The sequence below is a fragment of the Nonomuraea sp. NPDC047529 genome, assembly GCF_040642995.1.
Lineage (GTDB): Bacteria > Actinomycetota > Actinomycetes > Streptosporangiales > Streptosporangiaceae > Nonomuraea.
The window spans coordinates 90,501-110,898 of the sequence record NZ_JBEYTJ010000035.1 but is presented as its reverse complement, the minus strand read 5'-3'; the positions used below and the strand labels follow the sequence as shown (position 1 = coordinate 110,898).

At 70.4% G+C, this 20,398-nt stretch carries 22 protein-coding genes; 10 read left to right on the top strand and 12 right to left on the bottom strand.

From position 1 onward, the window contains the following. Window positions 1–13: 13 nt before the first annotated feature. Complete coding sequence (locus ABZ815_RS39810) at window positions 14–1,078, bottom strand: hypothetical protein (protein WP_357706414.1); 1,065 nt, start codon at window positions 1,076–1,078, stop codon at window positions 14–16. A gap of 118 nt (window positions 1,079–1,196) precedes the next feature. Here ABZ815_RS39810 and ABZ815_RS39805 point away from each other — a divergent pair, with 118 nt between their 5' ends. Both ABZ815_RS39805 and ABZ815_RS39800 read left to right on the top strand, forming a co-directional pair. After that, window positions 1,197–1,532: a hypothetical protein gene (locus tag ABZ815_RS39805; protein ID WP_357706412.1), complete on the top strand. Its 336-nt coding sequence runs from the start codon at window positions 1,197–1,199 to the stop codon at window positions 1,530–1,532. Window positions 1,533–1,573: 41 nt separating this feature from the next. After that, on the top strand, window positions 1,574–2,386 hold the full coding sequence (locus ABZ815_RS39800) for an inositol monophosphatase family protein (protein WP_357706410.1): 813 nt from the start codon (window positions 1,574–1,576) through the stop codon (window positions 2,384–2,386). 8 nt (window positions 2,387–2,394) lie between these two features. Here the strand turns inward: ABZ815_RS39800 and ABZ815_RS39795 are convergent, their stop codons facing one another. The 3 genes from ABZ815_RS39795 to ABZ815_RS39785 all read right to left on the bottom strand — a co-directional run bounded on the left by ABZ815_RS39795 (window position 2,395) and on the right by ABZ815_RS39785 (window position 4,901). After that, entirely contained in the window at window positions 2,395–2,892 is a 498-nt protein-coding gene (locus ABZ815_RS39795) for a diadenosine tetraphosphate hydrolase (RefSeq protein ID WP_357706408.1), read from the bottom strand. A 62-nt stretch (window positions 2,893–2,954) separates the two neighbouring features. After that, entirely contained in the window at window positions 2,955–4,004 is a 1,050-nt protein-coding gene (locus tag ABZ815_RS39790; RefSeq protein WP_357706406.1) for a hypothetical protein, read from the bottom strand. 138 nt (window positions 4,005–4,142) lie between these two features. Beyond that, window positions 4,143–4,901, bottom strand: coding sequence for an NAD(P)H-binding protein (locus tag ABZ815_RS39785; RefSeq protein WP_357706404.1), 759 nt, complete (start codon window positions 4,899–4,901; stop codon window positions 4,143–4,145). Window positions 4,902–5,064: 163 nt separating this feature from the next. Between ABZ815_RS39785 and ABZ815_RS39780 the strand changes: the two genes are divergently transcribed. Next, window positions 5,065–5,952, top strand: a complete 888-nt coding sequence (locus ABZ815_RS39780; protein WP_357706402.1) for a maleylpyruvate isomerase N-terminal domain-containing protein — start codon at window positions 5,065–5,067, stop codon at window positions 5,950–5,952. A gap of 14 nt (window positions 5,953–5,966) precedes the next feature. Here ABZ815_RS39780 and ABZ815_RS39775 read toward each other — a convergent pair whose 3' ends face one another. After that, on the bottom strand, window positions 5,967–6,380 hold the full coding sequence (locus tag ABZ815_RS39775) for a hypothetical protein (protein WP_357706400.1): 414 nt from the start codon (window positions 6,378–6,380) through the stop codon (window positions 5,967–5,969). Then, window positions 6,377–8,176, bottom strand: a complete 1,800-nt coding sequence (locus tag ABZ815_RS39770; protein ID WP_357706397.1) for an alkyl sulfatase dimerization domain-containing protein — start codon at window positions 8,174–8,176, stop codon at window positions 6,377–6,379. Before ABZ815_RS39770 ends, ABZ815_RS39775 begins: the two co-directional genes overlap by 4 nt. Before the next feature lie 159 nt (window positions 8,177–8,335). On the opposite strand from ABZ815_RS39770, the gene ABZ815_RS39765 reads away from it, so the two are divergent. The 5 genes from ABZ815_RS39765 (at window position 8,336) to ABZ815_RS39745 (ending at window position 11,913) form a co-directional block, all read left to right on the top strand. Next, on the top strand, window positions 8,336–8,962 hold the full coding sequence (locus tag ABZ815_RS39765; RefSeq protein WP_357706396.1) for an HAD family phosphatase: 627 nt from the start codon (window positions 8,336–8,338) through the stop codon (window positions 8,960–8,962). After that, window positions 8,959–9,417 (top strand): GNAT family N-acetyltransferase, encoded by a 459-nt coding sequence (locus tag ABZ815_RS39760; RefSeq protein ID WP_357706394.1) that lies wholly within the window; start codon window positions 8,959–8,961, stop codon window positions 9,415–9,417. Before ABZ815_RS39765 ends, ABZ815_RS39760 begins: the two co-directional genes overlap by 4 nt. Window positions 9,418–9,435: 18 nt before the next feature. Further along, window positions 9,436–10,374 (top strand): ribose-phosphate pyrophosphokinase, encoded by a 939-nt coding sequence (locus ABZ815_RS39755; RefSeq protein WP_357706392.1) that lies wholly within the window; start codon window positions 9,436–9,438, stop codon window positions 10,372–10,374. A 53-nt stretch (window positions 10,375–10,427) separates the two neighbouring features. After that, complete coding sequence (locus ABZ815_RS39750; RefSeq protein WP_357706390.1) at window positions 10,428–11,174, top strand: nucleotidyltransferase domain-containing protein; 747 nt, start codon at window positions 10,428–10,430, stop codon at window positions 11,172–11,174. A gap of 100 nt (window positions 11,175–11,274) precedes the next feature. Beyond that, complete coding sequence (locus tag ABZ815_RS39745) at window positions 11,275–11,913, top strand: maleylpyruvate isomerase N-terminal domain-containing protein (protein WP_357706389.1); 639 nt, start codon at window positions 11,275–11,277, stop codon at window positions 11,911–11,913. Window positions 11,914–11,932: 19 nt separating this feature from the next. Here the strand turns inward: ABZ815_RS39745 and ABZ815_RS39740 are convergent, their stop codons facing one another. Beyond that, window positions 11,933–12,505 carry a TetR/AcrR family transcriptional regulator gene (locus tag ABZ815_RS39740; RefSeq protein WP_357706387.1) on the bottom strand — a complete coding sequence of 191 codons (573 nt, stop codon included), beginning with the start codon at window positions 12,503–12,505 and terminating at the stop codon, window positions 11,933–11,935. A gap of 73 nt (window positions 12,506–12,578) precedes the next feature. Between ABZ815_RS39740 and ABZ815_RS39735 the strand changes: the two genes are divergently transcribed. Next, complete coding sequence (locus tag ABZ815_RS39735) at window positions 12,579–13,754, top strand: FAD-dependent monooxygenase (RefSeq protein ID WP_357706384.1); 1,176 nt, start codon at window positions 12,579–12,581, stop codon at window positions 13,752–13,754. A gap of 61 nt (window positions 13,755–13,815) precedes the next feature. Then, window positions 13,816–14,640 carry an NmrA family NAD(P)-binding protein gene (locus ABZ815_RS39730; protein ID WP_357706381.1) on the top strand — a complete coding sequence of 275 codons (825 nt, stop codon included), beginning with the start codon at window positions 13,816–13,818 and terminating at the stop codon, window positions 14,638–14,640. Between the two features lies 1 nt (window position 14,641). Here the strand turns inward: ABZ815_RS39730 and ABZ815_RS39725 are convergent, their stop codons facing one another. From ABZ815_RS39725 to ABZ815_RS39705, 5 genes are read right to left on the bottom strand one after another with little or no spacing between them, the layout of a single operon-like run. Then, on the bottom strand, window positions 14,642–15,646 hold the full coding sequence (locus tag ABZ815_RS39725; protein ID WP_357706380.1) for an ABC transporter ATP-binding protein: 1,005 nt from the start codon (window positions 15,644–15,646) through the stop codon (window positions 14,642–14,644). Next, entirely contained in the window at window positions 15,643–16,623 is a 981-nt protein-coding gene (locus ABZ815_RS39720) for an ABC transporter ATP-binding protein (protein ID WP_357706378.1), read from the bottom strand. Before ABZ815_RS39720 ends, ABZ815_RS39725 begins: the two co-directional genes overlap by 4 nt. Then, window positions 16,620–17,501 carry an ABC transporter permease gene (locus ABZ815_RS39715; protein ID WP_357706376.1) on the bottom strand — a complete coding sequence of 294 codons (882 nt, stop codon included), beginning with the start codon at window positions 17,499–17,501 and terminating at the stop codon, window positions 16,620–16,622. Before ABZ815_RS39715 ends, ABZ815_RS39720 begins: the two co-directional genes overlap by 4 nt. Continuing rightward, complete coding sequence (locus tag ABZ815_RS39710; protein ID WP_357706375.1) at window positions 17,498–18,553, bottom strand: ABC transporter permease; 1,056 nt, start codon at window positions 18,551–18,553, stop codon at window positions 17,498–17,500. Before ABZ815_RS39710 ends, ABZ815_RS39715 begins: the two co-directional genes overlap by 4 nt. Next, entirely contained in the window at window positions 18,550–20,370 is a 1,821-nt protein-coding gene (locus ABZ815_RS39705) for an ABC transporter substrate-binding protein (protein ID WP_357706373.1), read from the bottom strand. Before ABZ815_RS39705 ends, ABZ815_RS39710 begins: the two co-directional genes overlap by 4 nt. Window positions 20,371–20,398: the final 28 nt, after the last annotated feature.

Below are 20,398 nucleotides of genomic sequence, written 5' to 3'. Positions count from 1 at the left end.
GAGACGGGCGCGTTCAGGTGGGCAAGGTCGCGGCCAGGGGTGCGCCGATCTGGATGTCGAAGTACCCCACCAGATCGCCTCTGCCGAAGAAGTTCGTTCGCGCGTCGATGATCACGACGGTTCCGGCCACGATGCCGACGAAGCCCGTACCGGACCTCCGGGACTGTTCGATGCGCTCCGTGACCGGACGGCGGACCGCCTCGGCCAGGAAGGTGAGGCCGTGCGGGAACTCCTCGGTGAGGCGGTGTCGTTGCCGCCCGGACTTCAGCCGGCTGCCGATGCCGAACCGCGCCATGACGATCTGGTCGCCACGGAGGTTGACACGGAAGTCCCCGTTCGACTGAGGGCGGTTGCAGCTCGTCTGAGGGGGATAGAAGCAGTCGTAACCACCGGCCAGAAGATCGTCTACGGCCGAGCTCATCGTGGTCGCGTAGTGCTCGGACCCGAACGGCCAGCGGCGCAGGGAGGCGTCCCGGGAGGTGACGACGAGTCCGTCGAGCGGGTCGTAGCTGTAGTCCGCGTACGTGTCCCGCCACCCTGTCCGGGGATAGTCGTCGTCCGGTCGCGGTATGGCTGTGCGGAGATCGCTGTCGAAGTCGTCGATCTCCTCCCGCACCTCGGTGCCGGGCCAGATCGCGGTCAGCGCCAGCGCGGCGGTGACGGCGATCGGGTTCCCCTCGTAGTCCGCCTGGGTGGTCGGGAACCACGCCCAGGCAAGCCGGTCATTGCGGTCGAGCAGGAAGTGCGCCGTCTGCGGGTGGACCGTGCCCTCCTCGTTACGACGCCCGATCCGGCACCACACGGCACGCCCGTCCGCATTGGCCCGGACCTGTGCGCAGAACCAGCCGACCTCCCTCAACGGCCTGGTGAGAGCCCAGGCCGTACCGCTGGCCCGGACCGGCTCGGCCTGCGAGTTCTCACTCGCCGCGTCGTGCTCGTAGACACCGGCGGGCGGCAGCGACGGCGACTCGTCCGATCCGGTGCAGCCCGTCAGCGCGAGCGGTCCGAGGCACGTGATCAGGAGAACGAGGACGAGCGCTCGATGTCGGCCTACGGACGCGGGGAACGGTCGGAACACGGAGTTCATCGAAGCCCCTGATCCCGAAGTACGCAATTCGACCATCACGCACGGCGGTCCTGGTCTCAGGTGAAGTCCGCATAGCGGGCCGGCCCCGGCGCGGGGCTACGCTGGGCGCATGGGTCATGCGAAGACGTCGTTCGTCTGCCTGCCGTGCCGCGCCTCGTACAAGCAGCCTTATCCGCTTCCTGGCGACAAGGGCCGGTCGTGCCCGCGGTGCGGCGAGTCGCTGATCCATGTGGGTTCCGCCTTCGCGGCGCCGCGCCGGCGCGACACCGCGGCCTGGCGGGTGCTCTCGCTGTTGCTGCACGCGGGCGTCGGGTTCCACAAGAGTTGTTGCGGCGGGCCCGGCTACCGGCCGCGCACGCTCGGCGAGGCTCGCGCGCGGATGGCACACGCACGGGCCGCCGGGGAGCCGTTCGCCACGGCCCTGGTACGCCGCGAGCTGCCTTGACGACGGCGTCCGGACACCTGCGTGAGAGCGGAGACAGCTGAATGAGCATCGACGTCCGGGCGCTGCTGCCCTTCGCCGAACGGGCCGCGACGATCGCCGGCGAGATCATCACGACGAGGGCCCCCGGCGTCGTCACCGCCAAGGGCGACCGCGACATGGCCACCGAGGTCGACTTCGCCGTCGAGCACGCCGTACGGGAGTTCCTGTCGCGTGAGACGCCCGAGGTGGGCTTCCTCGGCGAGGAGGAGGGCGCCGGCCGGGCGGGCGAGGGCCTGACGTGGGTGCTGGACCCTGTGGACGGCACGGCGAACTTCCTCCACGGCATCCCCCTGTGCGGCGTCTCCCTGGGCCTGATCGACGGGGACCTTCCCGTGCTCGGCGTCATCGGGCTGCCGTTCCTGAACGTCCGCTACTCGGCCGCCGAAGGCGTCGGGGCGACGGCCGACGGATCGCCCATCCAGGTCAGCGGCGCCCGGAACCTGCGGGACGCCATCGTCGCCATGGGCGACTACGCGGTGGGCGAGGACGCACCGGAACGGAACCGGCCCCGATTCGCCCTCACCGAGGAACTGGCCGCTCGCGTCCAGCGCGTCAGGATGCTCGGCTCAGCCGCGATCGACCTCGCCTGGGTGGCCGACGGCAAGGTCGACGCCAACGTCATGCTCAGCAACAACCCGTGGGACACCGCGGCGGGCGTCGTCATCGCCCGCGAGGCCGGAGCCCTGGTGGTCGACCTGGACGGCAGCCCCCACACCATGAGCTCCCAGGCGACGATCGCGGTGAGCCCCGCCCTCGCCGCCGACCTCCTGAAGCTGCTCAGCACCGCCCTTCTCCACGGCGGGACTTCCGAATAGGTCCAGCTTCAGCCGCCTGCGCGGGCCCCGTGTTGCGCGTACAGCGCGCCGAGTCGCCGGCCGATCTCCTCACGCACCGGGTCGTGTCGCGGGCCGAGGGCGAACCGCTGGTCGGTCCAGCTGTCGGGCGGATACAGCCAGACCGGCCGGCCGACCAGGTGGGCCGGTTCCCATGCGTAGCGCGGCCAGACGTGAGCGTGCAGGAAAGGGTCGGTGTTGCCGAGGATCTCCAGGTTCACCCGCCGGAACGCCGGGTCCAGCGCGCCGCAGGCCCGCTCGACCGCCTCGCCGAGCAGCTCCATGTCCGACAGGAACGCCATTCGCCTGGCCCGGGGCAGGTCGGACAGTCGTTGCACGCCGGGCTCGTCCGTCAGGAGAACCGAGTATCCCGGCAGGAACTGGGTGTCGCCGATCACGGCGAAACCGGCGTCCAGCCGCCTGAGCACCGTGGGATTCCCGCCCGCCAAGGCGCTGCCGATCCTGTCCTGCCGCCATTCACCACTCATGCCGCCCGACCCTACAAGTGAACGATCAAGAGCCGCTCGGGCGGAAGCGGGCCCCGGGTCTCCTACGGCACGACGATGGAGCCGCTCCACTGCGTTCCGGCGTCCGAGTAGACCGAGGCCAGTTCGCCGTCGAAGTACGGCGAGAAGCTCCTGTCGTAGCGCAGGTTGCGGTCGGTGTCGGCGACGCTGATGGTGATCGTGTTGAGGAGGCCCGCGCGGCTGCTCTTGTCGTAGCGCAACAGCCAGGAGGAGCCGAGGGAGCCTTCACCCGCGAACGTGGAGTCCACGGTGTTGAGCTCCTCGGCCTTCAGGGCGGGTGCGCGTGCGACGGACATGCGTCCCTTGTAGCTTTCGAGCGTGTCGCCCGTTCGCGGGTGTGTGCCGTCGGGATGGGCGCCGGCCGGGAAGCCGAAGATGTCGACCGAGGAGTCGCGTGGCTGGTTCCAGGCCAGGCCCTGTGCGCCCACCTTGTCGACCAGCCTTCCGGTGTCGACCAGCCCGCCCGAAGGGGAGGGGACGACGCCGTTGTACACGGTGACGAAGGTGTAATCGCGGTCGTAGTCGTTGTACGACGAGAAATCGTAGTGAGTGAAGGCCGTCTTTCCGACGTAGAGGCCCGAGGGGGCCGTGCCGGCGGAGTATCCGGGGATGAAGACCCACTTGTCGAGGCCGCCGCCGGGTCCTTGTGTGTCGTACGCGCAGTGCCCGGCGGTGGCCACGAGGTTGCGGTACTGCGACTGTACGGCCGTGCCGGTGCACCAGTGCGGCTGGCCGTCGGCGCCGACGAAGAAGACCTTGCCCGTGCCGGCGGGCCCGTCGCCGGTGCCTCCGCCGTCGTCGGGTGGGAGTACCGGCGGGACGACGCCGGCTTTGCCGTCGGCGCTGTGCGGCCCGCCGAGAATGACCATGTCGATGACGGTCTGGACACTGTAGGGGGTGGCGTTCGTCAGGTTGGCGCCGCTGTCGCCCAGCCAGAACTCCGCCACTTCGACGGCGGACGTCTGTGTGGTGGCCAGGAGATAGAAGTCCGTGCTGGCCGACGCGGCAACCGGCGCGGCCATGAGGCCGGAGGTCAGGAGGCCGACGGCTAACACGCCCAGTGTTGTCTTCATCTTGCCCTCTCCACTACTTAGGGGGCGACTTTTCGAACATACGATCGCCACCGAGGGTTGACGTTACCTGCCGGCCCCATGATGATCAACGCTTGAAACAGCGGGCTGTCAGAACTCCGCCGGAAGTAGGGACGCTCGTCAGGGTGTGTCCTGGAGGTGGGAGAGCATTGTGCGGGCCGGGTGGCCGAGGATGTGCTCCAGGTCGGGGGTCTGTCGTTCCAGGGAGCCGGCGCGGATCTGGGCGTTCAGCCAGGCCATCGGGCCGGGGGCGGTGTCGGGGACCTCGCGGTAGGGCACGCCCAGCGCCTCGGCGATCTCCGGATGGGTCCACAGCGGTCCGGTGAAGTCGTAGGCGCGGCCCTCGTGGCCTTCGCCGGTCAGCACGTTGGCCGCCGCCTCGGCCAGGTCGGACCGGAACGCGGTGTTCAGTCCGCGCCCTCCGGCGCTGCCCGTCAGCTCGCCGTCCGAGACCCTGGGGACGAACGCGTCGCCGTAGAACGGGTGGCGCAGGATCGTGTACGGCAGGCCGCTGCGCAGGAGGGCCTGCTCGGTGGCGTGGTGTGCCTCGGTCATGCCGGTGGCGACGGTGTCGGCGTCCAGGAAGCTGGTGTAGACGACGGCGCCGACGCCCACGTCCACGGCGGCGGCGAGGGCGGCCAGGTGGTGGCCGATCCTGCGTCCGGGGTCGAGCTCCGGCGAGGAGATCAGCAGCAGCCGGTCGGCCCCCTCGAACGCCGTACGCAGGCCCGCCGGGTCGTCGTAGTCCCCGCGCCGCGCCGGTACGCCCTCGGGCGCGCGGGCGGGGTCGCGGACGGCGGCGACGACGTCCGCCCTGGTACGCAGCCGGTCGACGACCAGCCGGCCGAGCGCGCCCGATGCGGCCGAGATCACGATCATGGAGCTCCCTCCGAGCAGGACAAGTGATCAAAGTGAACTGCCGGCACGCGACGTGACGCCACTGCTTTTCGACGGGTGCGGACGACAGGCTCCGGCAAGGCATTCCTGGAGAAGGCTCCCGGCCCGGCACGGGTTAGCGTGATCGTGGACCCCTGGAGAGAACATGGACGAGCTCATCACGTACGGCAAATGGGCGTCGGTACGCGGCTCGCTCAAGACGACCGCCGACCGGTTCGCGAAGCTGATCTCCATCGTCGATCCCCAGGCCATGGCGACGAGGGAGTGGACGGTCGCCGAGACCGCGGCCCACGTCACCGCGATCGCCTCGCTCTACACCTCCGTGGTGCGCGGCGACGTGGCCTCCCCGTTCCCGGAGCTGGCGGAGGCGATACTCCAGGCCAACGTCGACACGGTCAGCGCGTTGAACGAGCTGGCGTTCGGGCATTTCGCCGAGCGTGACCCGCTCGTCCTGGCCGAGCGGCTGCGCGCCGACGTCCGGGAGATCCTGAGCGCCGGCGTGGAGGTCGATCCGGCGACGCCGGTCCCGTGGCTGGGCGACGCGCGGGTGCCCGTCGCGGGCGTGCTGGCCCACCTGCTGAACGAGCTGCTGCTGCACGGCTGGGACGTCGCCCGCGCGACCCGTACCCCCTGGTCGGTGCCCGCGCGGGACGCCGGCCTGTTCTTCGACCTGTTCCTCATCGGGATGATCAGGAACGACTATGGGCGCCTGATGGACACCGGCTCGCCCGCCCCGGCCCGCCGGATCACCGTCGGGTTCCACTCCGCGCACACCGCGCCGGCGGCCCTGGTGCTCGACCGCGGGCGGGTGTCGGTGGCGGAGGCGGGGGCGCGGGTGGACGCGCACGTGGGGTTCGACCCGGCGGCACTGAACCTTTTACTGTTCGGCCGGATGTCCAGGACGCGGGCCGCGCTCACGGGCAAAGTGGCGGTCTGGGGGCGGCGTCCGTGGCTGCTGCCGGCCTTTCTGCGGTTCGTACGCCTGCCCACGACGACCGCGCCACGCGCACGTGTCGAGTCCATACAGGTGTGAACGCCACAAAGTATTCACGCAGTGGGCGCATACTGGAAGAGATGAAGCGAGCCAGCGGCGATTCTCGTCGTCACCTGCCCACAAGTCCCTTCAAACCGCCGCCTCCGGCGCCACCCGCCGAGCAGTTCGACATGAACGACCGGGTGAGCCATGACCGATACGGCCTCGGTGTCGTCATCGGGGTGGAGGACGATGTCGCCGTTCTGGTCGACTTCGGATCCCGGCAGGAGAGGATCACTACGCCGTTCAACAAGCTGTACAAACTCTGACAACCGGTCCGGACGCCCGTGTGCCATGACGGCCGCATGGGCGGGACCCGTCGTCGTGACATCCACCACACCAAGCAGGGCCGCGGTCTCGCGGCCGTGCCCGTCGTGGTGCCCGTCATGGTGCCCGTCGTCATGAGCACGATCGGGCTCATGGCTCATGGGGTCACGATGGCGAAGTCGCGGCTCGGTGAGTCGAGCACGGCGACCAGCCGCTGCAGCACCGTGATGTCACCCTCACGCTCCACCCCCTCCACGCCCTTCCCCGCCAGCAGGCCGAGAAGCTGCGCCCGGGTCAGGCGGAGCGTCAGGTCCACGGGCTCCTCGGGCGGGTTCAGCCGCTGGACGAGCACGCCGTTCGACAGGGTGGTGCGGTGCAGCTCCCCCAGGTCCGTCAGGTGCCAGTCGATCGACAGGCTCTCGTGCCACGCCTTGGGGCCGTCGACGCGGATGGCGAGCGAGTCGAAGATCTGTTCCACGGTCAGGGCCGCGAGCAGGTCGGGCGCGGTGGTGGTGACCGGGGTGGGCACGATGCCGTCGGTCAGTTCCATGGCCCCCGTCAGGTACGAGTTCCGCCAGGTCCCGTTCTCCGCGCCCTGGCCGAGCCGGGTGTAGACCTCGGCCAGCAGGTCCCTGGCCGCCTTGTTGCCCTCGTCGGCGAAGACGGCGTGGTTCAGAAGCTGGACCGCGAAGCGCAGGTCGTTCTCCTCGACGTACCTGCGGGCGAAGGCGACAACGGCCGCGCCGCCGCCCATGCACTCGACGTACCGGATCGCGCTCTCCCTGGGCGGGTGCTCCCAGAGGTGGGCGGGGTTGCCGTCGTACCAGCCGAGGTAGCGCTGGTAGACGGCCTTGACGTTGTGGCTGACCGAGCCGTAGTAGCCGTGGGTGTGCCAGACCTGCTCCAGCGCGGGCGGCACGCGCATCTGCTCGGCGATCTCGGCGCCGGTCAGGCCCTTGTTGAGCAGGCGGAGGGTCTGGTCGTGCAGGTAGGCGTACAGGTCTCGCTGTTCCTGGAGGAACCGGACGATGTTGGCCTTTCCCCAGGTGGGCCAATGGTGGGAGGCGAAGGCGACGTCGGCCCGGTCGGCGAGCAGCGTGAGGGTCTCCGACAGGTAGCGGGCCCAGATGCGGGCGTCGCGCACCTGGGCGCCGCGCAGCGTGAGGATGTTGTGCAGGTTGTGGGTGGCGTTCTCGGCCAGGCAGAGGGCGCCGCGGTCGGGGAACAGGAAGTTCATCTCGGCGGGGGCCTCGGTGCCGGGAGTGAGCTGGAAGACGAACCGCACGCCGTCGACGATCTCCTCCTGGCCGGTGCGGCTGACGTCCAGGGTGGGCGGGATGAGGGACGTGGTGCCGGTGGAGGAGGTCATGCCGAGGCCGCAGCCGATCTGGCCGTCCGGGGCATGGGGCAGGGTGAGACCGAACATGTAGCCGGCGCGGCGGTTCATGGCGGGGCCGGCGTAGACGTTCTCGGAGACCGCGTGGTCCATGAAGCCGGCCGGGGCCAGGATCGGCACGTTCCCGTCGGTGACGCCGCGTACGCCGCCGAAGTGGTCGACGTGACTGTGGGTGTAGACGACCCCCGTGACCGGGCGGTCGCCGCGGTGGCGGCGGTAGAGCGCGAGCGCGATGGCGGCGCACTCGGTGGAGACCAGCGGGTCGATGACGATGACGCCGGTGTCGCCCTCGACCAGGGTCATGTTCGACAGGTCCAGGCCGCGTACCTGGTAGATGCCGTCGGCGACCTCGTACAGGCCCTGCTTGGCGCAGAGCTGGCTCTGCCGCCACAGGCTGGGGTGAGCCGTTTCGGGGCATTCGGCGTTGAGGAAGGCATAGGAGTCGTTGTCCCAGACGACCTGGCCGTTCCTCGACTTGACCACGGCGGGGGTCAGCTTCGCGATGAAGCCGCGATCCGCATCCTCGAAGTCGCCCGTGTCATGAAATGGAAGGTCTGCCATGTCTGCTCGCATGCCCCTGAATGGACGCTCGTAGCTCAATAACCAGCCCCAATAGCATGAAACTCGGGCAATAAGGGCAGGAAACGTCGGCGCAGCGGCTCGGGCGGTGTGATTGGGTGGATCCAGTCTGATCTCTTGGGGGTGGCCATGGAAGCATGCGTGTTCGACCTCGACGGCGTGCTCGTCGACTCCGAGCCCGTCTGGGAGCAGGTGCGGCGCGCCTTCGTCGCCGACCACGGCGGCACCTGGCAGCCCGACACGCAGTCCAGGCTGATGGGCATGAGCACCGGCGAGTGGGCGGCCTACCTGCACGAGCTGGGGGTGCGCCTGACGCCCGACGAGATCGCCGAGGGCGTGGTCGACCAGATGGCCGAGCGCTACCAGGACGGCGTGCCGCTGCTGCCGGGCGCCCGCGAGGCCGTTCGCCGGCTGGCCGCACGGTTCACGCTCGGCCTGGCAAGCTCGTCGCCCCGGCGGCTGATCGACGTGGTGCTGGACGCGTCCGAGCTGCGCGAGTACTTCGTCACCACGGTCTCCACCGAGGAGGTCGCGCGTGGCAAGCCCGCCCCCGACGGCTACCTGGAGGCGGCCAGGCGGCTGGAGATCTACCCGAAGGACTGCGTGGCGGTCGAGGACTCCAGCAACGGGCTGCGTTCGGCGCACGCGGCCGGCATGCGGGTGATCGCCGTGCCGCATCCCGGCTACCCGCCCGACGACGACGCCCTCGCCCTCGCCTGGCAGGTCCTCCCCGACCTCGACGCACTCACGGTGGAGGCGCTGGCGTGACGACCGACGGCATGAGCGTCCGCCTACGGACGCCGGCCGATCTGGACGCCTGCGCCGCGGCCCTGAGACTGGTCCACAACGCCGACCGCTACCCCGTCGACTGGCCGGCCGACCCCCACGGCTGGCTGACCCCGCAGGGCCTCCTGAGCGCCTGGGTGGCGGTCACGGAGGACCAGGTGCTCGGCCACGTCGGCCTGGCCGACACCCCCGAGGGCCCGGAGGTCACCCGGCTCTTCGTCGCGCCCGCCGCCCGGGGCCGCGGGCTGGCCCCCCTCCTGCTGGACACCGTGCGGAAGGCCGCCGACGGGCCCGTCCTGCTGGAGGTCTCCGACGAGGGCCGGGCGGCCGTCGCGCTCTACGAGCGGCTGGGCTGGCGTCGCGTCGGCAGCACCCGCGCGCGATGGCTCAACGCCGCGGGCGAACCCGCCCTGCTCCACCACTACGTCAGCCCGTGAAGCTATCCTTTGGAAATCGTGCGAGACATCACGGTTTTCAGTGGCAGCGCCCACCCCGAGTTGGCCGAGGAGATCTGCTCCCACCTCGGCACCCCGCTCCACCCCGTCAAGGTCGCCCGCTTCGCCAACGACGCGCTTGAGGTGCAGCTCCAGGCCAACTGCCGCGAGCGCGACGTGTTCCTCATCCAGCCTCTCGTGCCGCCGACCCAGGAGAACCTGGTCGAGCTGCTGCTCATGATCGACGCGGCCCGCGGCGCGTCCGCGGCCAGGACGACCGTCGTCCTGCCGCACTACGCCTACGCCCGGTCGGACAAGAAGGACGCGCCACGCATCTCCATCGGCGGCCGGCTGGTCGCCGACCTGATGGTGGCCGCGGGCGCGAACCGGGTGCTGGCCATGACGCTGCACTCGCCGCAGGTCCACGGCTTCTTCAGCGTGCCCGTCGACCACCTGCACGCGCTGCGCGAGCTGGCCGCGCACTTCCGCCGCTACGACCTGTCGAACACCGTCGTCGTCTCCCCCGACCTGGGCAACGCCAAGGAGGCCGCGCACTTCGCCCGGCTGCTCGGCACCGGCGTCGCGATGGGCGCCAAGCAACGTTTCCCCGACGACCGCGTGGTGATCAGCTCGGTCATCGGCGAGGTCGCGGGCAAGGACGTGATCATCCTGGACGACGAGATCGCCAAGGGCAGCACGGTCATCGAGCTGCTGGGACGGCTGCGCGAGCAGGGCGTCAACTCCGTCCGCCTGGCGTGCACGCACGGGCTGTTCGCGGGCGGGGCGATCGAGCGGCTGAGCGCGTTCCCCGAGGTCATGGAGATCGTCTGCACGAACACCGTGCCGCCGCCCAAGCCGAGTGACAAGCTGACCGTGCTGTCGATCGCCCCCGCGCTGGCCGAGGCCATGCGCCGGATCCACGACGGCGAGTCGGTGAGCGCTCTGTTCAGCACGTCCTGACGGCTCGCCCGGTGATCTTCCGGGACGGCCGGGAATGGATCATAGTGGACATCATGCATGCGGCCACAGACGTCCTGCTCCGGCGGTTCCGTGACGGCGTGGGGGAGGTCGTGCCCCTGGTGTCGTTGTGGGCGCACGGCTCGCTGGGCGCCGGCGACTACCAGCCGGGGCGCAGCGACCTCGACCTGATCGCGGTCGTCGAGACGCCGGTCACGATGGAGCAGTGGCGCCGGATCAAGGCGCTGCACCGGGGGCTCGACCTGCCGCTCGCCGACCTGCTCCACTGTTCCTACCTGCCGGTGGAGGAGCTGGCGGACCCGGGGGTCGAGCACGTGACGTGGGCCCACGAGCAGATCTTCCGCCGCCCGGTGACGGCGGTGACCCGCCGCGAGCTGCACACGGCTCCCCTCGTGCTGCACGGGCCGCCGCCCGCCGAGCTGCTGCCGTCCGTCTCCGACGGCGTCCTGGCCGACTTCGTCCGTACGGACCTGCGCGAGTTCTGGCTGGACAAGACCAGAGGGCGCCGGCGCTGGCTGCGGGAGGTCTGGGTGGACCTCGGCCTGCTGACCGTCGCCAGGGCGTCGGTCACCCTGCGGGAGGGCCGGTTGATCACCAAGCGGGAGGCCCTCGACGTGCTGGCCGGGATGGGCGCGCCGGAGGTCGTGCTGGCCGACGTGCGCGCGCGCCGCTACGACACCCCGCGTCCCGTGCTGAGCCGCTTCAGAAGGGGCACGCTGACCAGAGCCTTCGTCAGGTCCGCCATCGGGAAGGTGCTGGCGGAAGGCCACGAAGGGACCTGAGCGCACCCCCGTCTCAGTGGGCAGGACGGCGGCCCCCGGCGGATCGGCGAGGGATAGTCTTGGCCCCGAGCTACCACCTGAACCGGGGAAAGGGCGGCATATGGGGGAGATCAGGCAGTCCTATCTGGTGGCCGCGGCGTCGGCGATGTCGCTGCTGCGCGACCCGGCCGTACGGGCGGCGTGGGAGAAGCCGAGCGCGCTGACCGAGTTCAGCGTCGCGGGCCTGGCCGGGCACCTGGCCCACCAGATCGTCAGGGTCGTCGACGTGCTCGACACCGGCGAGGAGCCCGGGGAGGCGATCCCGCTCATCGAGCACTACACGAGGTCGCCGTGGGTGCAGGCCGGCCTCGACCACGAGAGCAACGTCAGCATCCGGCGGGGCGGCCAGGCGGCCGCCGCGGACGGGCACGCCACGCTGGTCGACCACACGCAGGCGCTGCTGGACCGCCTCCTCGTCGAGCTGCCCGCCGAGCCGGCGGACCGGGTCGTGCGGCTGCCGTGGGCGGGCTGGTCGCTGCTGCTCGACGACTTCCTGCTCACCAGGGTGATGGAGCTGGTCGTGCACTCCGACGACCTGGCCGCCAGCGTGGGCATCGAGACGCCGGAGCTGCCGCCGGCGATCATCGAGCCCGTCGTGGAACTGCTGGCCCGCCTGGCGGTGCACCGGCACGGCGCGACGGCGGTCATCCGCACCCTCAGCAGGGCCGAACGCGCGCCTGCCACGATAAGCGCCTTCTGACCTTCCCCCACGGGCCGTCCTACGACCCGCCGCCCACCATGCGCAGCGCCTCGGCCACCTCGCGCCCCGACAACGCGCTGTCCGGGTCGAGCAGCCACTGCGCCAGGAACCCCGTCAGCATGGCCTGGTAGAGCGAGCCCACCAGCCGGGCCCGCTCCGGGTCGGTATCGGCCCGCACGTCCTGGAACAGCTCGGCGAGCCCCACGCGCGCGTCCGTGATCGCCGAGACGAGCTGCTCCCGCACCTCGGGCAGGTGATCGATCTGCCCGAGCAGCTCAAGCTGGGTGATCCAGAGCGGCCGCAGCCGGTCGAACGACTCCACCACCCGGTCCCACGCCGCCGCGAACCGCTCCAGCGGTGACGCGCCCTCCTTGACGTCGGCGGTGAGCGTCAGCGCCAGGTCGTCGCCCCATTCCTTCATCACCTCGAACAGCGCCTCGTTCATCAGCGCGTCCTTGGACCTGAAGTGGTAGCCGATGCCCGCGAGGCTCACGCCCGACGCGTTGGCGATGTCGCGCGCGGTGGTACGCGAGTAGCCCTTCTCGATCAGGCAGCGCTTCGCCCCGGCCATCAGGTCTTCCCTGTTTCCCATGCCCAGACCGTAGCACAAACGTCTGAAAAATCCGTCCTAGACAAGCGTCTTAGACATGTGTACCGTTCACGGCATGAAGAACGTCCTCATCTCCGGCGCGAGCATCGCCGGCACCTCGCTGGCCTACTGGCTGCGCCGCCACGGCTTCACCGTCACCGTCGTCGAGCGCGCCCCCGCCATCCGTACGGGCGGCTACAAGGTCGACATCCGCGGCGCCGCCCTCGACGTGATCCGGCGCATGGGCCTGCTGGACGCGGTCACCGCCCGCGCCACCGGCATGCGCGTCGCCACCCACTACGACGGCAAGGGCAGCCCGGTGGCCACCATGGACGCCGACCTGTTCGGCGGCCGCGAGGGCGAAGACGCCGAGATCATGCGCGGCGACCTCAACGAGCTCCTGTACGACCTCACCCGCGACGACGCCGAATACCTCTTCGGCGACTCCGTCACCGCCGTCGCCGACGACGGCCTGGTCACCTTCGAGCACGCCGAGCCGCGCCGGTTCGACCTGGTCGTGGGCGCGGACGGCATGCGCTCCAACATCCGCAGGATCGCCTTCGGGGCGGACGACCAGTACGTCCGCGACCTGGGCTACTACGTCTCGATCTCCACCGTCCCCAACACGCTCGGCCTGGACCGCGAGGAGGCCGTGCACGCCGCCCCCGGCCGGACCGCCAACGTCTACAGCACCCGCCGGGACGGCGCCGCCAAGGCCCTGTTCATGTGGGCGTCGCAGCCGCTGTCCTACGACCACCGCGACGTCGGCCGCCAGAAGGACCTGCTGGCCGAGGCCATGACGGGCGTCGAGTGGGAGGTGCCCGCGCTGCTCGGCGCGGTGCGCGAGGCCGACGACTTCTACTTCGACTCGGTCAGCCAGGTGCACATGGACCAGTGGTCGAAGGGCCGGGTCGTGCTGCTCGGGGACGCCGCGTACTGCGCCTCGCCGGCCTCGGGACAGGGCACGAGCCTGGCGATCGTGGGGGCGTACGTGCTGGCCGGCGAGCTGGCCCGGGGTGGCGGCGCGGCGGGCTACGAGCGGGAGATGCGCGAGTTCGTCCGGGTCAACCAGGAGCTCGGTCCGGCGAACGTGCGGGGCATGGTGATCGGCTCACGCCTGGCGCTGTGGTTCCAGCTCAGGATGCTCAAGCTGATGCCGCACCTGCCGGGCAAGGACAAGGTCATCGAGCGCGTCGCCGGGGCGATCCACCGGGCGGCCACGGCGATCCGGCTCAAGAGCTACATGGAATGAAGTGTTCCGTTCTGCTACAGTAGGAGCAGAACGTTCCGTTCCGAAAGAAGTGGGGTTCAACATGACCATCCTCGTCACCGGTGCCACCGGAACCGTCGGCCGCCTCGTCGTCGAGGAGCTCCTCCTGGCCGGGCAGCAGGTCCGCGCCCTGACCAGGAACCCCGCCAAGGCCGCCCTCCCCGAGGGCGTCGAGGTCGTCGGCGGGGACCTCGCCGAGCCCGCCTCCCTGGCCGCCGCCTTCGAGGGCGTCACCGCGGCGCATTTCATCAACTTCGCCGGCGACGACTACGCGCCGCTCCCCGACGGCGCCGGGCTCGCCGAGCTGGCCGTCAAGGCGGGCGTGCGCCGGGTCACCGTGCTCGGCGGGCGCGAGGACGGCGAGCTGGAGCAGGCGCTCGCCGCCACCGACCTGGAGTGGACGCTGCTCCACCCGGTCGAGTTCATGTCCAACACGCTCCAGTGGTGGGCGCACACCATCAAGACCGAGGGCGTCATCAAGGAGCCGTTCGGCGACCGGCTGAGCGCGCTGGTGCACGAGCGCGACATCGCCGCGGTGGCCGCCAAGGTCCTGACCGAGGGCGGGCACGGCGGCCGGACGTACGTGCTGACCGGCCCGCGCGCGATCACCCTCAAGGAGAAGGTCGCCGTCCTGGGCGAGGCCATCGGCAAGGACGTCGAGTTCGTCGAGCTCACCGTGGACGAGGCGCGGGCCAAGTGGCGCGCCGACGGCATGGGCGAGCAGACCATCGAGTTCCTCGTCGGCGCGCTCGGCAACACGCCGGAGGTCGGCTACACGGTCGTCCCGACCGTCCGGGAGGTCACCGGCCGGGACGCGCGTGACTTCGCCGAGTGGGCGCGCGAGCACGCCGACGCGTTCCGCGGGTGACCTACCCGGAGACCGCCGCGTAGTGGCAGGCGGCCTGGGCGTCCGGCACGGCGGGGAGGATCTTCAGCACCTCCGATCGGCAGGCCGCGTCCACGCCCGCCTCCGCCGCCCTGCCCGAGGCCAGCACGTGGCAACGGGGGTGGAACCGGCAGCCACTCGGCACCCTGGTCGGGTCCGGCGGCTCACCGGTCAGCACGATCCGCTCGGGCGACTCCGGCAGCACCGACATCAGCGCCTGCGTGTACGGATGCCGCGGCGCCGTCAGCACCTGTTCGACCGGCCCGGACTCGACGATCCGTCCGAGGTACATGACCGCGACCCGGTCGGCGATGTTCCAGGCCAGGCCGAGGTCGTGGGTGACGACCAGGGCCGACAGGCCGAGGTCGGCCCTGAGCTTGAGCATCAGCGCCAGGATCTCGCCGCGTACGGAGGCGTCGAGCGAGGCCACGGGCTCGTCGGCGATCAGCACCTTGGGGTTCAGGGCGAGCGCGCCGGCGATCACGACCCGCTGCCGCTGCCCGCCGGACAGCTCGTGCGGATAGCGCAGGAAGAAGCGCTCGGGCGGCCGCAGCCCGGCCCTGGACAGGGCGGAGGCGACCAGCTCCTCCTCGTCGGGCAGGCCGTGGATGCGCGGCCCCTCGGCGACCGCCTCGTAGACGGTCTGGCGGGGGTTGAGCGAGCCCATCGGGTCCTGGAGGACGAGCTGGACCTGGCGGCGGTAGGCCTTGAGCGCCTTGGAGCCGTAGTTCAGCGGGGAGCCGTCGAAGCGGACCTCGCCGGACGTGGGGCGTTCGAGGCCGAGCAGCGTGCGGGCCAGGGTGGTCTTGCCGCAGCCCGACTCGCCGACCAGGGCCACGATCTCGCCCTGGCCGATCGCCAGGTTGACGCCGTCGACGGCGCGGGCGCTGCGGCCCCTTGAGGAGAACGCGACGTGCAGGTCACGGGCCTCCAGCAGCGCGCCCTTGCCCGTCGAGACGGTCTCGGCGGCGGTCTGCGTCTCGGTCATGAAGCCTCGACCTCCTCCTTGGAGCGTACGTGCACGCAGGCGGCGGCGTGGCGGGGGCCGGCGGGCCACAGCTCGACGTCGAGAAGCGCGCATTCCTCCAGCGCGACCGGGCAGCGCGGGTGGAACGCGCAGCCGGTCGGGAGCTGCATCGGGTCCGGCGGGTCGCCGCCGAGCCCCTTGGGGGCCAGCCGCGAGACCGGGTCGCCCACGGTCGGGAACGCGGCGGCCAAGGCCCGGCTGTAGGGGTGCCGGGCGTCGTGGAACACCTCGCGGGAGGGGCCGTGCTCGACCACGCGGCCGGCGTACATGACCGCGAGCTGGTCGCAGACGTCGGCCAGGACCGACAGGTCGTGCGAGATCATGATCAGGGAGATGCCGTGCTCGGCGATCAGTTCCTTGATCAGCGTGAGGACCTGCGCCTGGACCATCACGTCGAGCGCGGTGGTCGGCTCGTCGGCGATGATCAGGCGCGGCGAGCAGGCCAGCGCCATCGCGATCATCACGCGCTGCCGCTGGCCGCCGGACAGCTCGTGCGGGTAGCTGCGGGCCCGCCAGGCGGGCAGGCCGACCTGTTCGAGCAGCTCGCCGACGCGCTTGCGGGCGCCGTCCGGCTTGGCCAGGCCGTGGACGAGCAGCGGCTCGGCGATCTGCTCGCCGATCCTGCGCACGGGGTTGAGCCCGTGCTGCGCGCCCTGGAACACGATCGAGGCCTCGGCCCAGCGCACGGCCCGCATGCGTCCCCACTTCATGGTGAGGACGTCGTCGCCGTCGAGCAGGATCCGGCCGCCGACACGCGTGCTCTTGGGCAGGAGCCTGAGCAGCGCCATGGCCAGCGTCGACTTGCCGGACCCCGACTCGCCGGCGACTCCGAGCGCCGCTCCGGAGTCGAGGGTCAGCGACACACCGCGCACCGCGGGCACCTCGCCCGACGCGATGCGGTAGGTCACCGACAGGTCGTCCAGTTCGAGGAGACTCATGCCGCCCTCCTGAGCCTTGGGTTCAGCACGGCCTCCAGCGCCCGTCCCACCAGGGTGAACGCCATGACGACCACGAGGATGGCCAGACCGGGGAGGATGATGTACCACCACGCGCCCTCGTTGGCCGCGCCGTAGTCGTAGGAGCCGCGCAGCATGGTGCCCCACGACGTCTTGTTCGCGCTGGCGCCGAGGAAGGCCAGCGTGGACTCGGTGACGATCGCGCTGGCCACCTCCAGGGTGGTGCTGGCCAGCAGCAGCGGCGCCACGTTGGGCAGCACGTGCCGGGTGGTGATGTGCCAGTGGCCGCCGCCGAGCGCCTTGGAACGTTCGATGTAGGGCCTGGCCTCGACCGCGAAGGTCTGCGCCCTGATCAGCCGGGCCGTGGACGGCCAGGTGGTGACGCCGATCGCCATGATGATGGTGAACGTGCTGCCGCCGAGGATGGCCGCCAGCACCAGCGCGGTCACCAGCGAGGGCAGCACCAGGAACCAGTCGGTGACCCGCATCAGCGTGCCGCCGACCCAGCCGCCGAAGTGCCCGGCGGCGATGCCGATGACCATGCCGATCACGATGCTGAGCAGCGCGGCCAGGAAGCCGATGAGCAGCGAGGCACGCGACCCCCACCAGATCATCAGCAGGATCGACCGGCCCGACTCGTCGGTGCCGAAGGGGAAGTCCAGGCCGGGGGCCTGGAACTTCTCGCCCGGCGCGTCGATGACGCTGGTCACGCCCTCGTCGATGAACAGCGGGGCGACCAGCGCGAGCACGACGGCGGCCAGCAGGACGACCGTCCCGATCACGCCCGCGCGATGCCGGCGGAAGTCGGTCCAGAAGTTGCCCAGCGCCTGCCGCCTGCGCGTGGCAGCGACACTCGTCATGCCGACCTCACCCTCGGGTCGAGAACGTGGTAGAGCACGTCGGCCAGCGTGTTCATGAGGATGACGGCCACGGTGATGAGCATGAACGTGCCCTGCATGAGCGTGAAGTCCGGCACCCGGACCGCCCGGTAGAACAGCTGCCCGAGGCCCGGCCAGGTGTAGATCGTCTCCACGGTGACCGCGCCGCCGACCACGAAGCCGATGCGCATGAAGACCAGCGTCACCGTGGGCAGCAGGGCGTTGGGCACCGCGTGGCGGCGGCGTACCTCGTCGTCGCGCAGGCCCTTGGCGCGGGCCACGGTGATGTAGTCCTGGCTGACCTCCTCCAGCAGCGACGACCGCATGACCAGGAGGTACTGGGCGTAGATCACCGCCACGAGGGTCAGGCACGGCAGCACCATGTGCGAGGCCACGTCGAGCAGGTACGCGAACCCGTCGGGCGCGTCGACGCTCTCGATGCCCCGGAACGGGAGGATGCCGGGGATCGGGCCGATGCCGACGCCGAGCACCATCATCAGCAGCAGGCCGAGCCAGAACGTCGGCACCGACCACAGCACCAGCGACAGACCGGTGGAGAAGCGGTCGAACCGGCTCCCCCGCTGCCAGCCCGCCCTGGTGCCCTGCCAGAGGCCGAGGCTGACCGCGATGACCAGGCCGGTCCCGGCCAGCAGCAGCGTCGGGCCGATGCGCTCGCCGATGAGGTCGAGCACCGGCCGCTTGTACTCGTACGACGTGCCCAGGTCGAGCCTGAGCGTCTTGCCGACGAAGTCGATGAACTGGTCGAGCACCGGCTTGTCGAGACCGAGCCTGTGACGTTCCATGTCGAGCTGCGCCGGGGTCATGTTGCGGCCCTGCGCCAGGTTCCGCACCGGGTCGCCGGGCAGCAGGCGGAAGACGAAGAACGTCCCGGCGATCACCGCGGCGATGCTGAACAGCGCCCCGCCCGCCTTCGACAACGCGTACTTCAGCGTGCCGCGGCGAGCGGGGCGGTCCTCAGCAGGGCCCGCCGCCTGGACGGCGGCGGGCTCTGCCGCTTCGAGCGGTGTTGTCATTCGCGCTCGTCCGCGACGCTCTTACGCCGCCTGGTCAGGAAGAAGGCCGCCAGACCGATGACGACCACGCCGCCGACCACGCCGACGATGAGACCGGTGTTGGAGCCGGAGTCGCCGCCCGCGCCGGAGCCGCCGGCCGCGGACGCCTTGACGTCGGCCGTGTAGAACGGCCAGTAGCCGCTGCCGCCGTACAGCAGACCCTTGTCCTCGGGGATCGGGGTGATGCTGGTGATCCGGTCCTTGCGGTAACCCTCAAGGTCGTTGGGGTAGTAGATCGCGATCACGGGGGCGTCGGTGTAGAGCCGCTGCTCCATCTGCTTGATGATCTCGGCGCGCTTGGGCCGGTCGAGCTCCTTGAGCTGCTCCTGGTAGAGCTTCTCGAAGGTCGGGTCGCAGTAGAACGACTCGGTGCCGCCGCCCTCGCCGCCCGGCGCCGGCCGACGGCTGCACAGGTGGGTGGCCAGGATCTCCTCGGGGTCGGGGTTGACCGACCAGCCGCTGATCGCGATGTCGAACAGCGCCGTGACGCCGGTCTCCTCGGTGAACTTGCTGGAGTCGAGCTTCTGGGTGGTCAGCGTGATGCCGACCTCCTTGAAGAAGCCGGTCAGGTACTCGGCGAGCTTGTCCTCGATCGGCGTGTCGGTGTGGATGCTGAAGCGGAACTCCAGCTTGCGCTTGCCGTCGGGCATCGTGCGGACGCCGTCGGCGCCCTTCTTGTAACCGGCGTCGTCGAGGATCTTGTTCGCCTTGGCCACGTCGTAGGTGACTTTCTCGTCGCCCGTGGCCTCCCAGAAGAAGTCCTTGAACATGGGCGGGATGATCGAGCCGTCGGCCGGCTTGGCCAGGCCGCCCTGCACCTCGTCGACCAGCTTCTGCTTGTCGATGGCGAAGTGGATCGCCTGACGCACCTTCGGGTCCTTCAGCGCCGGGTGGCCGTCGCCGATGGGCTTGTTGTCGGTGGTGGTGGCGCCGTGGTTGATCTGCAGGTACGCGGCCCGGCGGCCCTGGGTGTTCCACGCCTCGATGTTCGGGTCGTTCTCGATGGCCTGGAACTCCGGCGGCGTCATACGGCCGAGCAGGTCGATGTCGCCCTTCTTCAGCCCGGCGATGGCGGCCTGCGGGTTGTCGTAGAAGATGAACTGGAGCTCGTCGACCTTCGGCTTGCCCCGCCAGTAGTTGGGGTTGGCCTCCAGCTTGACGAACTGGTCCTTCTTCTGCTCGACCGCGATGTACGGGCCGCTGCCGACCGTCGGGTACGTCTCCGCGTCGTAGTTGGCCATGTCGGTGACCTTCTCCCACACATGCTTGGGCATGATCGGGATCGGGTTCTCCAGCATGGACGCCTGCGGGGCCTTGGTCTTGATGACCAGGTCCTGGCCGTTGGCGGTGACGCTCTCGAAGTTCTCCACGGCGGGGCCGTTGGCCGTCTTGGCCGCCTCGTCCGTCATGATCTTGTTGAACGTCCAGGCGGCGTCCTCGGCCGTGACCGGCTGGCCGTCGGACCACTTGGTGCTACGGATCTTGAACGTCCACGTGAGCCCGTCGTCGGACGTCGTCCACGACTCGGCCAGGTCGGGGCTGGGCTGGAGCGTCTTGGAGTCGGGGACCGTGAGGTAGCCGTACATCGTGCGGTGGATCGCGGTGGAGACCAGCCGGACCGCCAGGAACGGGTTCATCGAATCCATCGCCTGGGTGGCGCCGACGCGTAGGACCTTCTTCCCCGCCGCAGGTTCCTGGGCTTGGGCCGCCGTGGCGCCTTGGCCGGCCACCAACATCGCGACGCCTAGCACAGCCAGGCGTGCGAACCATTTCCTCATGATGCCTCACCTTCAGGCGGGGGATTCC

Coding starts and splice junctions, on each gene's coding strand:
- ABZ815_RS39805 (WP_357706412.1), top strand. CDS start 1,197: ATGGGTCATGCGAAGACGTCGTTCGTCTGCCTGCCGTGCCGCGCCTCG.
- ABZ815_RS39800 (WP_357706410.1), top strand. CDS start 1,574: ATGAGCATCGACGTCCGGGCGCTGCTGCCCTTCGCCGAACGGGCCGCG.
- ABZ815_RS39795 (WP_357706408.1), bottom strand. CDS start 2,892: ATGAGTGGTGAATGGCGGCAGGACAGGATCGGCAGCGCCTTGGCGGGC.
- ABZ815_RS39790 (WP_357706406.1), bottom strand. CDS start 4,004: ATGAAGACAACACTGGGCGTGTTAGCCGTCGGCCTCCTGACCTCCGGC.
- ABZ815_RS39785 (WP_357706404.1), bottom strand. CDS start 4,901: ATGATCGTGATCTCGGCCGCATCGGGCGCGCTCGGCCGGCTGGTCGTC.
- ABZ815_RS39780 (WP_357706402.1), top strand. CDS start 5,065: ATGGACGAGCTCATCACGTACGGCAAATGGGCGTCGGTACGCGGCTCG.
- ABZ815_RS39775 (WP_357706400.1), bottom strand. CDS start 6,380: ATGAGCCATGAGCCCGATCGTGCTCATGACGACGGGCACCATGACGGG.
- ABZ815_RS39770 (WP_357706397.1), bottom strand. CDS start 8,176: ATGGCAGACCTTCCATTTCATGACACGGGCGACTTCGAGGATGCGGAT.
- ABZ815_RS39750 (WP_357706390.1), top strand. CDS start 10,428: ATGCATGCGGCCACAGACGTCCTGCTCCGGCGGTTCCGTGACGGCGTG.
- ABZ815_RS39745 (WP_357706389.1), top strand. CDS start 11,275: ATGGGGGAGATCAGGCAGTCCTATCTGGTGGCCGCGGCGTCGGCGATG.
- ABZ815_RS39740 (WP_357706387.1), bottom strand. CDS start 12,505: ATGGGAAACAGGGAAGACCTGATGGCCGGGGCGAAGCGCTGCCTGATC.
- ABZ815_RS39735 (WP_357706384.1), top strand. CDS start 12,579: ATGAAGAACGTCCTCATCTCCGGCGCGAGCATCGCCGGCACCTCGCTG.
- ABZ815_RS39730 (WP_357706381.1), top strand. CDS start 13,816: ATGACCATCCTCGTCACCGGTGCCACCGGAACCGTCGGCCGCCTCGTC.
- ABZ815_RS39725 (WP_357706380.1), bottom strand. CDS start 15,646: ATGACCGAGACGCAGACCGCCGCCGAGACCGTCTCGACGGGCAAGGGC.
- ABZ815_RS39720 (WP_357706378.1), bottom strand. CDS start 16,623: ATGAGTCTCCTCGAACTGGACGACCTGTCGGTGACCTACCGCATCGCG.
- ABZ815_RS39715 (WP_357706376.1), bottom strand. CDS start 17,501: ATGACGAGTGTCGCTGCCACGCGCAGGCGGCAGGCGCTGGGCAACTTC.
- ABZ815_RS39710 (WP_357706375.1), bottom strand. CDS start 18,553: ATGACAACACCGCTCGAAGCGGCAGAGCCCGCCGCCGTCCAGGCGGCG.
- ABZ815_RS39705 (WP_357706373.1), bottom strand. CDS start 20,370: ATGAGGAAATGGTTCGCACGCCTGGCTGTGCTAGGCGTCGCGATGTTG.